Annotated in this window: 12 protein-coding genes; 1 reads left to right on the plus strand and 11 read right to left on the minus strand. The window is 61.6% G+C overall.

Annotated elements, in window-relative coordinates; genetic code table 11:
* The first annotated feature begins 90 nt into the window (after nt 1-90).
* Nucleotides 91-996, plus strand: a complete 906-nt coding sequence (locus tag ACDZ94_RS13755) for a sugar kinase (RefSeq protein WP_432750298.1) — start codon at nt 91-93, stop codon at nt 994-996.
* A 127-nt stretch (nt 997-1123) separates the two neighbouring features.
* Here ACDZ94_RS13755 and ACDZ94_RS13760 read toward each other — a convergent pair whose 3' ends face one another.
* The 11 genes from ACDZ94_RS13760 to ACDZ94_RS13810 form a co-directional block, all read right to left on the minus strand.
* On the minus strand, nt 1124-1399 hold the full coding sequence (locus tag ACDZ94_RS13760; protein ID WP_003174397.1) for a peptidylprolyl isomerase: 276 nt from the start codon (nt 1397-1399) through the stop codon (nt 1124-1126).
* A gap of 43 nt (nt 1400-1442) precedes the next feature.
* Nucleotides 1443-3980 carry a PAS domain-containing protein gene (locus tag ACDZ94_RS13765; RefSeq protein WP_407017474.1) on the minus strand — a complete coding sequence of 846 codons (2538 nt, stop codon included), beginning with the start codon at nt 3978-3980 and terminating at the stop codon, nt 1443-1445.
* Nucleotides 3981-4116: 136 nt separating this feature from the next.
* On the minus strand, nt 4117-6075 hold the full coding sequence (locus ACDZ94_RS13770) for an acetoacetate--CoA ligase (protein WP_432750299.1): 1959 nt from the start codon (nt 6073-6075) through the stop codon (nt 4117-4119).
* A gap of 172 nt (nt 6076-6247) precedes the next feature.
* Nucleotides 6248-7021, minus strand: a complete 774-nt coding sequence (locus ACDZ94_RS13775) for a 3-hydroxybutyrate dehydrogenase (RefSeq protein ID WP_064451974.1) — start codon at nt 7019-7021, stop codon at nt 6248-6250.
* 7 nt (nt 7022-7028) lie between these two features.
* Nucleotides 7029-8420 (minus strand): GntP family permease, encoded by a 1392-nt coding sequence (locus ACDZ94_RS13780; RefSeq protein ID WP_064451975.1) that lies wholly within the window; start codon nt 8418-8420, stop codon nt 7029-7031.
* A gap of 297 nt (nt 8421-8717) precedes the next feature.
* Entirely contained in the window at nt 8718-10115 is a 1398-nt protein-coding gene (locus ACDZ94_RS13785; RefSeq protein ID WP_064451976.1) for a sigma-54 interaction domain-containing protein, read from the minus strand.
* A gap of 40 nt (nt 10116-10155) precedes the next feature.
* Nucleotides 10156-11727, minus strand: a complete 1572-nt coding sequence (locus ACDZ94_RS13790) for an ABC transporter ATP-binding protein (RefSeq protein ID WP_064451977.1) — start codon at nt 11725-11727, stop codon at nt 10156-10158.
* 10 nt (nt 11728-11737) lie between these two features.
* Entirely contained in the window at nt 11738-12760 is a 1023-nt protein-coding gene (locus ACDZ94_RS13795; protein WP_043050504.1) for an ABC transporter permease, read from the minus strand.
* Nucleotides 12760-13818, minus strand: coding sequence for a microcin C ABC transporter permease YejB (locus ACDZ94_RS13800; protein WP_064451978.1), 1059 nt, complete (start codon nt 13816-13818; stop codon nt 12760-12762). Before ACDZ94_RS13800 ends, ACDZ94_RS13795 begins: the two co-directional genes overlap by 1 nt.
* Nucleotides 13818-15680 (minus strand): extracellular solute-binding protein, encoded by a 1863-nt coding sequence (locus tag ACDZ94_RS13805; protein ID WP_432750300.1) that lies wholly within the window; start codon nt 15678-15680, stop codon nt 13818-13820. Before ACDZ94_RS13805 ends, ACDZ94_RS13800 begins: the two co-directional genes overlap by 1 nt.
* Before the next feature lie 130 nt (nt 15681-15810).
* Nucleotides 15811-16092, minus strand: coding sequence for a peptidylprolyl isomerase (locus ACDZ94_RS13810; RefSeq protein ID WP_010210937.1), 282 nt, complete (start codon nt 16090-16092; stop codon nt 15811-15813).
* Nucleotides 16093-16258: the final 166 nt, after the last annotated feature.

The following is a 16258-nucleotide window of genomic DNA, read 5'->3' on the forward strand; positions in this document are numbered from 1 at the left end:
ATTGACCGCGTTGTATCTGAAGGAATGCAGTCAACTGTGGGAGCGGGCTTGCCCGCGAAGGGGTCATCAGCCACACCAGAGATTAAAGGCATGAACACACAACCGCGCATCGCCCTGATCGGCGAATGCATGATCGAACTGCAGCACCGCGCCGACGGCAGCCTGCATCAGAGCTTCGGCGGCGACACCCTGAACACGGCGGTGTACCTGCGCCGCGAGCTGGGCGCTGTCGGCACGGTCGACTACGTCACCGCGTTGGGCGATGACAGTTTCAGCGATGCCATGTGCCAACAGTGGCGCGACGAAGGCCTGGGCCTGGACAGGGTTCAGCGCTTGCCCGGCCGTTTGCCGGGGTTGTATTGCATCCAGACGGACGCCAACGGCGAACGCAAATTCCTCTACTGGCGCAATGAAGCCGCTGTGCGTGATTGCTTCACCACACCGGCCGCCGAACCGATCCTGGCGGCCTTGCCGGATTACACCGTGGTGTATTTCAGCGGTATCACCCTGGCGGTGCTCGGTGAAATCGGGCGTGAGCGGTTACTGCAAAGCCTGATCGAAACCCGCCGTCGCGGCGGCAAGGTGGTGTTCGACAACAACTACCGACCGCGTCTGTGGGCCAGTGTCGAGGCGGCGCGCGCGGCGTATCACACGGTGTTGGCCGAGGTGGATATCGCCTTGCTGACCGAGGATGACGAACGTGCATTGTTTGGGTATGCCGACACTGAGCAGGTGTTTGCGGCGTACCCGGGCATTGAGGAAGTGGTGCTCAAGCGTGGGGCGGATGCGTGTTTGATCCGTTGCGCAGGCGAGCGCTTTGCCGTGCCGGCGTTGCAGGTCGAGCAGGTGGTGGATACGACGGCGGCGGGGGATTCGTTCAGTGCGGCGTATTTGGCCAGTCGGCTGAAGGGTGGTTCGCCAGAGGCGGCGGCCTTGGCTGGGCATCGGTTGGCGAGCCGGGTGATTCAAGTGCCGGGTGCACTGATCCCAAGATAGTCGGTGAATGGCCGCCTGCGGCGGTTCGCGAGCAAGCCCGCTCCCACATTTGATTGCATTTCAACTGAAGGAACTCGGTCAACTGTGGGAGCGGGCTTGCTCGCGAAAGCGGTCTAACGCCAAACCCTCAGTCGCGGTAAAACACCTGCACCAGGTGATAGCCAAACTTGCTCTTGATTGGCCCGTGCACCACCTTCACCGGCTTTTTGAAGATCACCGCATCAATCGCCCCGACCATCTGCCCTGGCCGCACTTCACCCAAATCACCGCCGCGCTTGCCGGACGGGCAGGTCGAGTATTTCTTGGCCAGCACATCAAACGCTTCGCCCTTGGCAATGCGCTGCTTGAGCTGTTCGGCTTCTTCGCTGGTCTTCACCAGAATGTGACGGGCTTGGGCTTTCATTGATTTCTACCAGGTGTGCGGCGGCGCGCGATTATGCCTGAACTCATTCGTCGACGCTGATCATGCTGCGGATTTTTGTCGCCAGCAGGTCAATGGAAAACGGCTTGGCGACCATATCCATGCCGTCTTCCAGGAAGCCCTGGCGCTCGGCGGCTTTTTCGGCGTAACCGGTCATGAACAGCACGCGCAGGCCCGGCCGGTGCTGACGGGCGATTTCCGCCAGTTGTCGGCCGTTCATGCCCGGCAGGCCGACGTCGGTCACCAGCAGGTCCACGCGCAAATCCGACTCCAGCAACGGCAGCGCCGTGCGTGCGTCCGCGGCCTGGTGTGCGGTGTAACCCAACTCATCCAGCACATTGATCACCAGCATGCGCACCGCCGGGTCATCCTCGACCACCACCACCGACTCACCGGCCAGCGCCAACGGGGCTTCGCTCAGATGTTGCGGCAGGTGGCTTTCCAGGGCGGTGCCATGCAGGCGCGGCAGGTACAGGCGCACGCAGGTGCCTTGGCCGGGTTCGCTTTGAATCGTCACGTGGCCACCGGATTGCTGGGCAAACCCATAGATCATCGACAGCCCAAGGCCTGTGCCCTGGCCGATAGGCTTGGTGGTGAAAAACGGGTCGAACGCCTTGGCCAGGATCTTCGGTGCCATGCCGGTGCCGTTGTCGCACACGCCCAGCATCACGTAGTCGCCGGCCTTCACCGGTTCGAGGGTGGTGATATCGCTGCCATCGAGGTAGCTGTTGGCGGTTTCGATCAGCAATTCGCCGCCGTCGGGCATCGCGTCGCGCGCGTTGATCACCAGGTTGAGCAGGGCGTTTTCCAACTGGCTGGCATCGGTATTCACGGGCCAGATATCGCGGCCCAGTTGCACCTTGAGCGTGATATGCGCGCCCTTGGTTCGCCGGAACAAATCTTCCAGGGACACCACCAGCTGGTTCGGATCAAGCGGGCGGCGGTCCAGCGATTGGCGGCGGGAGAACGCCAGCAGCCGATGGGTGAGGGCGGCCGCGCGATGGGCGGAAGACACCGCGGCGTCGGTAAAGCGGCCGATTTCGTCGCTGCGCCCGGCACTGATATAGCGCTGCATCAGGTCCAGGCTGCCGATAATCCCGGTCAGCATATTGTTGAAATCATGGGCAATGCCGCCGGTAAGCTGGCCCACGGCTTCCATTTTCTGCGCATGACGCAGCGCATCTTCGGCGCGCTCGCGTTCAAACATTTCGTTTTGCAAGCGCTGGTTGGCCTCCGCCAGCGCCTGTGTGCGCTGGGCGACGCGCTCTTCCAGGTTCTCGTTGAGGTGCCGCAAGGCCTCTTCGGTGAGTTTGCGTTCGGTCTCATCGATGACAAAGATATAGAAACCGTTCACCGAGCCGTCATTGCTGAAGCGCGGCAGGTACTTCATCAACGCGTGGCGCGGCCGGCCGTCGTGATGCGGCGTAACAGTCATGAAGCTGCAGGCCTTGCCCTTGAGCGCGGCAGCGATCTTGTCTTCCCGACCGGCATACAACTCGTCGCCGATCACCTCACGGATGGTTTTGCCGTACAGCTCCTGGGGCGTCATGCCATACCAGTCCAGGTAGGCGCTGTTGTTCAGGCGAAAGCGCTGTTCGTGGTCGACGTAGCCAATCAGCACCGGCATGGCGTTAATGATCAATTGCAGCTCTGTCTGGCTTTGGCGCAGCGCGTGCTCCGTGTGTTTGCGTTCGGTCAGGTCCAGCGCGGCGCCAAGGAAGCGTGCCGGGCGGCCTTGCGGGTCTTTGTAGCAGCGACCACGGGCGAACACCCAGCGCACCTGGCCATCGGCTTGCAGCAAGCGGTATTCCTCGGCGTATTCGGTGCCGAAAGTGATGCAGTGCTTGATGCTGCGCGCCACCATGCCGCGGTCTTCGGGATGGACGCCTTGCAGGTAGTCGCTGATGGGCAGCAGGCCGGCGTCACTCGGGTCGACGCCATGCAAATAGGCGAAGTGGGCGTCGGCGATAAAGCGGTCTTCGCCGATGTCCCAATCCCACGTACCTACCGCATCGGTGGCGGCCAGCGCCAATTGCAGACGTTGTTCGGTGCTGTGCTGGGCCTTGAGGCTGTCATCGGAGCGCTGTTGCAGTTCGATGGCTTTGCTGCGGCGCTCGTTGGTTTCGATGGCGGTGACCAGAATACCGGCGACGGCGCCGCTTTCGTCGCGGACCGGGCTGTAGGTCAGGTCGAGCCAGATTTCGGTGTCGCGGTGGTTGCGTTGCAGGACGAAGCGCTGTTCGGTGAACGTGCGCACCTGGCCGGTGAGGACGGCGTCGTAGATCGGGGCGGTGAAGCTCGCCAGCTCCGGCCAGGTCTCATGCGCGGGTTGGCCCATGGCGCCGGGGTGTTTGTTGCCCGCGAGCGCGGCGAAGCCGTCGTTGTAGAGCTGCGTGAGCTGGCTGCCCCACAGCAGGAGCATCGGCATCGGCGAGTGGACCACGATATCGACGGCTGTGCGCAGGCTTTGCGGCCAGTCATCGGCCTCACCGAGGGGGCTTTGCGCCCAGTCCAGCCGCGCAATCAATGCAACGGCTTCGCTTCCGGTGGATGTTACTTTCATGAAAAAGCCCTAAACCCGACACTTTGAAATACGACAAAGCCGATTATCCCGCGACACGGGAACGGCTGACTACCCCTCGAAAAATAGCATGCATTGGGGTTTTGTCTTCAAATGAGTGCTTACAGGCTGAAACCTTTCATCCTTGTGCCAGCTCCGGGCGGTCACGAAACTGTGCCAGTGCCTCCGGGTTCGCCAACGCGTCAGTGTTTTTTACCGGCTCACCGTGCACCACGTTGCGCACCGCCAGTTCGACGATCTTGCCGCTGATGGTGCGCGGGATATCGCTGACGGCGAGGATCTTCGCCGGCACATGGCGCGGCGTGGTGTTGGCGCGAATCACCTGGCGAATCTGTTGCTCCAGGGCGTCATCCAGTTCAATGCCGTCATTGAGGCGCACAAACAGCACCACCCGCACATCGTCCTGCCAGCGTTGGCCGATGGCCAGGCTTTCCAGGACCTGCGGGACCTTTTCCACCTGGCGATAAATTTCCGCCGTGCCGATGCGCACGCCACCCGGGTTGAGCACCGCATCGGAGCGACCATGGATCAACAGGCTGCCATTGGGGCACTGTTCGGCGTAGTCGCCCTGGGCCCATACACCGGGAAACTGGCTGAAATACGACGCGCGCAGTGTGTGCTGGTCTGGGTCATTCCAGAGCCCGATCGGCATCGCCGGAAAATGCCGAGTGCAGACCAATTCGCCTTTTTCCCCGATCAATGGCTGGCCCTGGTCGTCCCACACTTCGATAGCCATTGCCAGGCTCTTGCACTGCATTTCACCGCGCCGTACCGGTAGCACCGGGTTGCCGATGACAAAGCAGGAGACGATATCGGTGCCGCCCGACATCGACGACAGGCACAGCTCGCCTTTGATGTCGCGGTACACGTAGTCGTAGCTCTGCGGCGACAGCGGCGAGCCGGTCGAAATCAGCCCTTTGAGGCTGCTCAAATCATGACTCAGGCGCGGTTGCAGTCCGGCTTTTTCCAGCGTGGCGAGGAATTTCGGGCTGGTGCCGAATACGCTGATTTTCTCGGCATCGATCAGGTCGATCAGCCGTTCGGGGCCCGGGTGAAAGGGCGAACCGTCATACAGCACGGCCGTCGCGCCGAGGGCCAGCACCGACACCAGCCAGTTCCACATCATCCAGCCGCACGTGGTGTAGTAAAAGAGGCAGTCAGCCCGCGACAGGTCGGCATGCAGACCGTGTTCCTTGAGGTGCGTGAGCAGCACGCCGCCGGTGCCGTGGATGATGCACTTGGGCACGCCGGTGGTGCCGCTGGAATAGAGGATGTACAGCGGGTGATTGAACGGCACGGCGACAAACTCAGGTTCGCCGCCGGGTTGGTAGAAGTCGCTCCACAGCGTGACCCTGGCCTGGGTCTGATAGTCCTCGACTGTCGCCTGCGGGCGGGCATACGGCACGATGATCAACTGTCGCAGGGAGGGCAGGCGCGCAAGGATTTCATTCAGCTTGGTGCTTTGGTCAATGGTCTTGCCGGCGTAGCGATAACCCGCGCAGGTGATCAGCACCTTGGGTTCGATCTGGCCGAAACGGTCGATCACGCCTTGGGTGCCGAAGTCCGGCGATGAACAGGACCAGATCGCACCGAGGCTGGTAGTGGCGAGCATGCCGACCAGGGTTTGCCAGGTGTTGGGCATGCACGCGGCCACGCGGTCGCCCACGCCGACACCCGCTGCGCGCAGGCTGCTTTGCAGGCCGGCGACGTGGGCAGCCAGTTCGGCGTAGGTCAGTTGTTCGCGCTGGCCGTCTTCGCTGATAGCGACCACCGCCGGGTGACCATCGCGGCGGCGCAGCAAATGTTCGGCAAAGTTCAGGGTAGCGTCAGGGAACCACTGGGCGCTGGGCATTTCACGGTCTTCGATCAGCGTCACCGAGGGCGGGCTGCGAAATTGCACGTCAAAGAACGCGACGATGGCCTGCCAGAAGTCGGGGCGCTGGTCGATGCTCCACTGGTGCAGGGCCGGGTAGTCCGGCAACTGAACGCTGTAGCGGCCGTTGATGAAGCGTCGGAACTGGTCCATCCGCGTGTTGGCGATGCGTTCGGGGGAGGGTTGCCAGAGGATCTCGGACATTGCGCAATCTCTTGTTCTTAGATGAAATCTACCCAACAACACTGAGCCAATGTGGGAGCGGGCTTGCTCGCGAATGCGGTGGGTCAGTTACAAACTTGCTGGCTGACACTCCGCCTTCGCGAGCAAGCCCGCTCCCACATTTTAAAACTCCTGCGTTTGAAATAGCGGGGGTTTACTGCGCCAGCCAGCCGCCATCGATATTCCACGCCGCGCCGCGCACCTGGGCGCCGGCCTCACTGCACAGAAACAACACCAACTCACCCAGCTGCGGCGGCGTCACGAACTCCAGCGACGGCTGTTTCTCCGCGAGCAAATCATGCTGCGCCTGCTGTGGATCAACACCGTTGGCCGCACGGTCATCAATCTGCTTCTGCACCAGCGGCGTCAGCACCCACCCAGGGCAGATGGCGTTGCAGGTGACGTTGGTGGTGGCGGTCTCCAGGCCCACCACTTTGGTCAGGCCGATCACGCCATGCTTGGCCGCCACGTACGCGGCCTTGCCCACCGAACCGACCAGGCCATGCACCGAGGCGATATTGACGATACGCCCCCAGCCTTTGGCTTTCATGCCCGGCAGGCTCAAGCGCGTGCTGTGGAATACCGACGACAGGTTGATCGCGATGATCGAATCCCAGCGTTCCACCGGGAAATCCTCCACCGCCGACACATGCTGAATGCCGGCGTTATTGACCAATATATCCACGCCACCGAACTCGCGCTCGGCATAGGCCAGCATGTCGGCGATCTGCGCCGGGTCGCTGACGTCTGCCGGGTGATGGCCGACTTTGCCGCCGAACGCCTGCACCTGGGTGACCACCGCGCTGGCGTCGCCGAAGCCGTTGAGGATCAGGTTGGCGCCGGCCTTGGCCAGGCTCAGCGCTATGCCCAAGCCGATGCCGCTGGTGGAGCCGGTGACCAGGGCGGTCTTGCCGTTCAAGTTCGTCATGTAAACCTCACACAATGCCGGTGGCGTAGAAAGTACCGATCACCACGAACACCGCGAGGGTCTTGATAATCGTGATGCCGAAAATATCCTTGTAGGCTTCGCGGTGGGTCAGGCCGGTCACTGCCAGCAGCGTAATCACCGCGCCGTTGTGGGGCAGGGTGTCCATGCCGCCGCTGGCCATGGCCGCGACCCGGTGCAGCACTTCAAGAGGGATATTGGCCGCATGGGCCGCCGAAATAAAGCTCTCGGACATCGCCGCCAGGGCGATGCTCATGCCGCCCGAGGCGGAACCGGTGATACCGGCCAGCAGGGTCACGGTGATCGCTTCGTTGACCAGCGGATTGGGGATGCCCTTGAGCCAGTCCGCCAGCACCAGAAAGCCCGGCAGCGAGGCGATGACCGCACCAAAGCCATATTCCGACGCGGTGTTCATCGCCGCCAGCAGCGCACCGCTTACCGCGCTTTTACTGCCTTCGGCGAGCTTGTCGCGAATCGCCGACCAGCCGAACACCAGCACCATGACGATACCCACCAGCAACGCCGCCTGCACCGCCCAGATCGCCGTGAGCTTGGCGATCTCGGTGGTCACCGGCGCGCTCATGCCCGGCAAGCTCAGGCTGTGGGTCTTGCCATACCACTGCGGAATCCAGTGGGTGAACAGCAGGTTCATCACGCCCACCAGAATCAGCGGTGACAGTGCGACCCATGGGTTGGGCAAGGTGAGGTTTTCAGCGGTTTCCGGCTCGTTACGCAGCTCGGTGCCATAGCCTTCGCCGGCTCGTTGCGCCTTGTTGCGCTGGCGCGCCAGGTAGAGCATGCCGGTGCAGAACACGAAGATGGTGCCGATCAAGCCCAGCCACGGCGCAGCCCAGGCGGTGGTATTGAAGAACGTGCTGGGGATGATGTTCTGGATCTGCGGCGTGCCCGGCAGGGCGTCCATGGTGAACGAGAACGCGCCGAGGGCGATGGTCGCGGGGATCAGGCGCTTGGGGATATTGCTCTGGCGGAACATCTCTGCTGCGAACGGGTAAACCGCAAACACCACCACAAACAAGGACACGCCGCCGTAGGTGAGCAGGGCGCAGACCAGCACGATCACCAGCATCGCCTGGCGTGTGCCGAGCAAACGGATCGCGGCGGCAACAATCGAGCGCGAAAAGCCCGACAGCTCGATCAGCTTGCCGAACACCGCGCCGAGCAGGAACACCGGGAAATACAGTTTGATAAAACCGACCATTTTCTCCATGAACACCCCGGTAAAGGCAGGGGCGACGGCGGACGGGTCGGTGAGCAGCACGGCGCCGAGGGCGGCGATGGGGGCAAACAGGATGACGCTGTAGCCACGGTAGGCCGCCAGCATCAGCAGCGCGAGGGCTGCCAGGGCAATGATCACACTCATGGTGTGTCTCCAAATCGGATTGTTATTGTTGTGGGGTGGTGCTTTGGAGAGGGGCTATAGCGAGATGTGTGCCAACACGTTAACGCGTTGAAATATAAGAATATTATTTGATTTTAGATCGGGGGGTCAGAATTTTGTCTCTATCTAGAGACAGGTGAAGACCCAATGTGGGAGCGGGCTTGCTCGCGAAAGCGGTGTGTCAGTGCTAGATGAGCTGGCTGAAATACCGCATTCGCGAGCAAGCCCGCTCCCACATTAGATTGTCTTCATAGATAGAATTATTTCTCTGTTTTGAGACTAGGCGATGCCAAGGGCAACCATTTTCTTGTACAGGGTCGACCTACCCAGCCCCAACCGCTTGGCCGCGTCCACCACATTGCCTTCACAGGCCTTCAGCGCCGCTGCAATCAGCTGCCGATCAAACCGCTCCCGCGCCGCCGCAAACGTCTCGCCCTCGAGCGTTTCCACCGCGTCACGCTGCACCGGGCTAAACGTCCCAATCGCCGCGCGAATCTCCCTGGCATCCAGCACCAGGTCATCACTCAACAACGCTGCGCGTTCCAGCACATTGCGCAACTCACGGATATTCCCCGGCCACGCATGTTGCGCCAACAGCGCGAGGGCCTCGCGGTCCAGTTCGTGCTGGCTGCGCAGCTCTTCAAGAATCGCCTCGCTCAACGCCGGAATATCATCCAGTCGCTCCCTCAAGGGCGGCACCTGGATCGGCAGCACATTCAGCCGGTAATACAAATCCGCACGGAACTCACCGCGCTTGATCGCCGCCTCCAGGTCCATGGACGTGGCGGCAATCACCCGCACATCGCTATGCAGCATGTCGTTGGAGCCTACCGCTTCGTATTCCTTCTCCTGCAACACCCGCAGCAGTTTGCTTTGCAGCGGCAGCGGCATATCACCGATTTCATCGAGAAACAGCGTGCCGCCCTGGGCGATCTGCAACTTACCCGGGCGGCCCTTGCGGTCGGCCCCGGTAAACGCGCCCGGCGCGGTGCCGAAAAACTCGGCTTCGAGCAGGTCATGGGGAATCGCGGCGCTGTTGATACTGACGAAGGCTTTGTGCGCACGCGGCGAGGCGCCGTGGATCGCCTGGGCCAGCAGCTCTTTGCCGGTGCCGGTTTCGCCCAGCAGCAACACCGGTGACTCGGCGCTCGCACTGCGCCGCGCTCGGCGTTTGACTTCCAGGCTGGCCGCGCTGGTGCCGATAAAGTGCGCGAAGTTGTATTTGCTCTGCCGCGAACGCAGCAACGAACGCGTGGAGGCAAGCTCCTGCTGCATGCTCAGGTAGCGCTCGATCAGTGGCGACAGGTTGCGCAGCTCATCAAACAACGCAAACCCAATTGCACCAATCACCGCGCCGGCATCGTCGTGAATCGGCAGGCGCATCACCACCAGCGGGCCCTTGGGCGTGTCCTGGATATCCAGCAAAATCGGCTGATCGTTGCGCACGACCTGGCGCAACAAACTGTTGGCGATCACCTGCTCACAAGGCTGGCCGATGGCATCGTCGGCGCTTTTAAGCCCGAAACGCTTGGCGTAGCGCTCGTTCATCCACACGATATTCGCGTCACGGTCGACAATCACCGTGCCTTCGCTGGACTGCTCGATAATCTCGAACAGCGACTGGATAGCCAGGCCGCGAACCCGTTGGTAATCCTTGAGGCTTTCGTTGCTATTCATGCACCCGCCGCCAACACAAAATATGAAGAGGGCCGCGCTCCTACAAGGGAATATGCGCTGCCGCCAGAAGCTCTTTGGTGTACGCGTGCTGCGGCGCTTCGAACACATCATGGCTCGCGCCGCGCTCCACCACCTTGCCATCCTTGATCACGATCATGTCGTGGGCCATGGCGCGTACTACCGCCAGGTCATGGCTGATAAACAGGTAGGTCAGGCCGTATTTCTCCTGCAGTTCGCGCAGTAACGCCACGACCTGCTTTTGCACTGTGCGGTCGAGGGCGGACGTGGGTTCGTCCAGCAACATCAGCGCCGGCTTGAGCACCAAGGCGCGGGCGATGGCGATGCGTTGGCGCTGCCCGCCGGAAAACTCATGGGGGTAACGATGACGGCTGGCGGGGTCGAGGCCCACATCCTTGAGCACCTGGATCACCTGCGCATCGCGGTCGGCCAGGCTGCACGGCGCGTGCACTTCCAGGCCTTCGCTGATGATCTGCTGCACCGACATACGCGGGCTGAGGCTGCCGAACGGGTCCTGGAACACCACCTGCATCTGCTTGCGCCACGGGCGCATTTGCTGGTTGTTCAGGGGGTCGAGGGCTTCGCCCTGAAAGCGGATGCTGCCGGTGGAATCGAGCAAACGCAGGATCGCCTGGCCCAGGGTCGACTTGCCTGAACCGGACTCGCCGACAATCCCCAGCGTCTTGCCGCGCTGCACGCTGAGGCTGATGCCGTCGACTGCGCGCAGGTAAGTTTTGCGCCGGAACAGCCCGCCGCCGAGGGGGAATTGCACGGTCAGGTTGTCGACCTGCAACACCGTCTCGCGTTCGTCGTTGCACAGCGCGCTGCCGGCAGGCTCGGCATCCAGCAGCAGGCGGCTGTAAGGATGCTGCGGTGCGTTGAACAGCGTCTGGCAGTCGGCCTGCTCGACAATCTCACCGGCGCGCATCACGCACACGCGTTGGGCAATGCTGCGCACCAGGTTGAGGTCATGGCTGATCAGCAGCAGCGACATGCCCAACCGTTGTTGCAGGGACTTGAGCAGCAGCAGGATCTTGCGCTGCACGGTCACGTCCAGCGCGGTGGTGGGTTCGTCGGCGATCAGCAGTTCTGGCTCGCAGGCCAGGGCCATGGCGATCATCACGCGCTGGCGCTGGCCGCCGGACAGTTGATGCGGATAGGCCTTGAGGCGCTCCTGGGGTTTCTGGATGCCCACCAGTTCAAGCAGTTCGAGGATGCGCGCCTGCGCCGCCTTGCCGCCCAGGCCCTTGTGCAGCAGCAGGGTTTCGCCGATTTGCTTTTCGATGCTGTGCAACGGGTTGAGGGAGGTCATTGGCTCCTGGAAGATCATCGCAATGCGGTTGCCGCGCAGCTTTTGCAACGTGCTCGCCGACGCGCCGATCAACTCCTGGCCGCGGTACTTCACCGAGCCGGTGGTTTCGGTGCCGGCTTCGGGCAGCAATTGCAAAATCGAATGGGCCGTCACCGACTTGCCCGAGCCCGACTCGCCCACCAGTGCCAGGCACTCGCCGGGGCGGACATCCAGGCACAGTTTGCTCACCACGGTCTGGCCGCTGAAGGCGACGCTGAGGTCGCGGATTTCGATCAGGTTCATCTGCAGTCACTCATGAACGTGGGTCGAAGGCATCACGTAATGCCTCGCCAATAAAGACCAGCAGCGACAGGATCAGCGCCAGGGTGAAAAACGCCGTCAGGCCCAGCCACGGCGCTTGCAGGTTTTGCTTGCCCTGGGCAATCAGCTCGCCCAGCGACGCGCTGCCCGCCGGCATGCCGAAGCCGAGGAAATCCAGGGCGCTCAAGGTAGAAATCGCTCCGGTCAAAATAAACGGCAGGTAACTCAGGGTGGCGGTCATGGCATTCGGCAGGATATGCCGGCGAATGATCTTGCCGTCGCCCAGGCCCAATGCGCGGGCAGCCTTGACGTATTCCAGGTTGCGCCCGCGCAGGAACTCGGCGCGCACCACGTCCACCAGGGCCAGCCAGGAAAACAGCGCCATGATCCCCAGCAGCCACCAGAAATTCGGCTCGACAAAGCCCGACAGAATGATCAGCAGGTAGAGCACCGGCAATCCGGACCAGACCTCCAATATGCGCTGGCCAAGCAGATCCACCCAGCCGCCGTAGTAACCCTGCAAGGCACCGGCGGCAATGCCGATGGCGGCGCTGATTGCCGTCAACGCCAGTGCAAACAGGATCGACACCCGTGCACCAAAGATCACCCGCGCCAGCACATCGCGTGACTGATCGTCGGTGCCCAGCCAGTTCACCGCCGAGGGCGGGCTGGGGGCAGGGCGGGTCAGTTCGTAGTTCGGCGTGTCGTCGCTGAACGGGATCGGCGGGAACAGCATCCAGCCACCGTCCTGCTTGATCAGCTTTTGCACGTAGTCACTGCGGTAGTCGGCCTGGAACGGCAACTGGCCGCCGAACTGCTGCTCGGTGTAGCGCTTGAACACCGGAAAATACAGCTCGTTCTTGAAGCTGAGCACCAGCGGTTTGTCATTGGCGATCAATTCGCCGCCCAGGGTCAGGATAAACAGGCCGATAAACAGCCACAGCGACCACCAGCCGCGCCGGTTTTTCTTGAACCGCTCGAAACGCCGACGCGCCACCGGGGATAAATTAAGCATCAGGCGTTCCTCGCGGCGAAGTCGATACGCGGGTCCACCAGGGTGTAGCAGAGGTCACCGATGAGTTTTATCAAGAGCCCGAACAAGGTGAAGATAAACAGCGAGCCGAACACCACCGGGTAGTCACGGGACACGGCGGCTTCGTAGCTCATGCGGCCCAGGCCATCGAGGGAGAAGATCACTTCGATGAGCAGGGAACCGGCGAAAAACACGCTGATAAAGGCCTGGGGAATCCCCGAGATCACCAGCAGCATCGCGTTGCGGAACACATGGCCGTAGAGCACGCGTCGTTCGCTCAAGCCTTTGGCGCGGGCCGTAACCACATACTGGCGGGTGATTTCATTCAAGAATGAGTTCTTGGTGAGGATTGTCAGGGTGGCAAACCCGCCGATCACCAGCGCCGTGACCGGCAACACCAAGTGCCAGAAGTAGTCGGCGATCTTGCCGACGGTGCTGAGTTCATCGAAGTTCTCCGACACCAGCCCGCGCACCGGGAACCAGTTCAGCGACGTGCCACCAGCGAACAGCACAATCAGGAACATCGCAAACAGGAACGCCGGCATCGCGTAGCCGATGACGATGGCGGTGCTGCTCCACACGTCAAAGCTGCTGCCATGGCGCACGGCTTTGCGAATGCCCAAGGGGATCGACACCAGGTAGGTGATCAAGGTGGCCCATAAACCCAGGGAAATGGTCACCGGCATTTTTTCCAGGATCAGGTCGATCACGGTTTTGCCGCGGAAGAAGCTGTTGCCGAAGTCCAGCTGGGCGTAGTTCTTCAGCATCAACCACAGGCGTTCCGGGGCGGGCTTGTCGAAGCCGTATTGTTTTTCGATGTCCTTGATCAGCTTGGGGTCGAGGCCACGGCTGGCGCGTGAGCCGCTGATGCTTTCGCCGGAAGAACCGCCGATGCCGCCCCCGCCGATCCCTTGCAAGTGCGCGATAGCCTGTTCGACCGGCCCACCGGGCGCGGCCTGTACGATCACGAAGTTCACCAGCAGGATGATCACCAGCGTCGGGATGATCAGCAGCAGGCGCCGCACGATATAGGCAAACATCAGCGGGCACCTGCGCGTTTTTTCAACTCGGCGTCCATTTGCTCATTCGTCAGTGGCGTGGGGCTGATTTCCCACCAGGTTTCCAGGGCTTCGTCGTTTTTGGCCGCGATGGCCGGGCGCCCGAACCGGTTCCACCACGCGGCGGAGGTGCCGGGCGGGTAGTAATTCGGAATCCACAGGTAGCTCCATTGCAGCACACGGTCCAGGGCGTGGGCGTAGGTGAGCATCTGGGCGTGGGTGTTGGCCTTGACCAGGCCGTTGATCAGGGTGTCGACGGCCGGGTCTTTCAACACCATGTAGTTATTGGCGCCGGGGTCGTAGGCTGCCTGGGAGCCGAAGTAGTTATACAGCTCCATCCCGGGTGAGGTGGTCACCGGGAAGCCAATCACGATCATGTCGTAATCGCGCGCCATCATGCGGTTGACGTATTGCGAGGAGTCGATGCGGCGGATATTCAGGGTGATGCCGATCTGCGCGAGGTTGCGTTTGTACGGCAGCAACAGACGTTCCAGGCCCGGCTGGGCATTGAGGAAAGTGAATTCCAGCGGTTCGCCTTGGGCATTCACCAGCTTGTCGCCGTCCGGTGTCCAGCCGGCTTCTTCCAGCAAGGCCAGGGCTTGTAACTGCTTGTCGCGGATCATGCCGCTGCCGTCGGTGACCGGCGCCTTGAACACCTGGGTGAAGGCTTCGTCTGGAATCTGCCCACGCAGGGGTTCGAGAATCGCCAGCTCTTCTTTGGTCGGCAATTGGCTCGCCGCCAGCTCGCTGTTGGAGAAGTAGCTCTGCTGGCGGATGTACATATTGCGCATCATCTGGCGGTTGGCCCATTCGAAGTCCCACAGCATTGCCAGCGCCTGACGTATACGGCGGTCCTTGAACATCGGCTTTTGCACGTTGAACACATAGCCCTGGGCCGGTTGCGGCATCTCTTTGGCCAAGTGCGCGCGTTGCAGGCGGCCGTCGTCGAGGGCCGGGCCGTTGTAACCGATGGAATAACCGGTGGCGGAGAACTCGCGGTTGAAGTCGTAGGCGCCGCCGCGCAGCACCTGGCGGGCCACTTCGGTGTCGCCGAAATACTCCAGGCTCAGGTGATTGAAGTTGTACAGGCCACGGCTGACGGGCAAGTCCTTGCCCCACCAGTCCGGGTCGCGGGTAAAGGTGATGGTGCTGCCGGAGTCGATCTTGCTGATTTTGTACGGGCCGCTGCCCAGCGGGGCTTCATAGCCGCCGCCATTGGCGAAATCGCGGGTCTTCCACCAGTGTTCGGGGAATACCGGCAAGGTGGCGATATCCAGGGGCAGGGTGCGGTTTTCATTGCTGGAAAAGTCAAAACGCACCTGGCGCTCGCCTTCGACTTCGACGTGCTTGACGTCGGCGAACAGGGTGCGAAAACGCAGGCTGCCTTGGGTCATCAGCAGGTCGAAGCTGTAGCGCACATCTTCGGCGGTGATCGGCTTGCCGTCGGCAAAACGCGCCTTGGGGTTGAGGTAGAAACGCAGCGACAGGCCGTCGTCCGAGCGTTCCATCTTCTCTGCAACCAGGCCGTAAACCGTGTAGGGCTCATCCAGCGAACGCTGGGCCAGTGGGGCGTACAGCCAGCCGTCGACCTGGGAGACGCCGATGCCTTTGTCGATATACGGCAACACATGGTCGAAACGCCCGATCTCGATGGCCGAGCGGCGCAGGCTGCCACCTTTGGGGGCGTTAGGGTTGGCGTAGTCGAAATGGGTGAAACCGGCAGGGTATTTGGCGGGTTCACCGTATACGGTCAAGTAAGTTTGCGGGGCCGCAATCGCGGCGGTGCTGGCCATTAGAAGGGCCAGGGCAGTGCCGAAGAGTTTTAGGGAAAAAGCCAATCGCATTATCAGCCTTGAACGCCAGGTGAAGAAGAATAGGGACGGGTACGTTAACGGCTTAAGCGTCGCCCGTCACCCCATGCACAACGGCCCGCCAAAAGGCGGGCCGTTGTTTATAGCAGCAGCGCAGACTGGATCAGTCCTGGCGGCTGGTGACTTCCAGCAGGTGGTAACCGAACTGGGTTTTCACCGGGCCTTGCACGGTGTTGACCGGGGCGCTGAAGACGACGGTGTCGAACTCTTTAACCATTTGGCCTGGGCCGAACGAGCCCAGGTTGCCGCCGTCGCGGCTGGATGGGCAGCTGGAGTTGGCTTTGGCGATTTCTGCGAAATCGGCGCCGCCTTCGATCTGGGCTTTGAGTTCGTTGCACTTGTCTTCAGTGGAAACGAGGATGTGACGGGCGGTGGCTTTGGCCATGGGGAGTAACTCCTTGATGTAAAAAGGGTGAGCCTACCGGATTGAGGCGTTTATTTCTTGGCAAAGTTCCAATGTTTTGTTGGGTGGGTGGGTGGCTGGTTGGGTACATATCCGTTGCTGCGGTAACGGCGGCTTAGGGTTCCGCCCTTACGGCGGGTCACTTTTT

The organism is Pseudomonas sp. UBT (assembly GCF_050915955.1).
Taxonomy (GTDB): Bacteria; Pseudomonadota; Gammaproteobacteria; order Pseudomonadales; family Pseudomonadaceae; genus Aquipseudomonas; species Aquipseudomonas antarctica_A.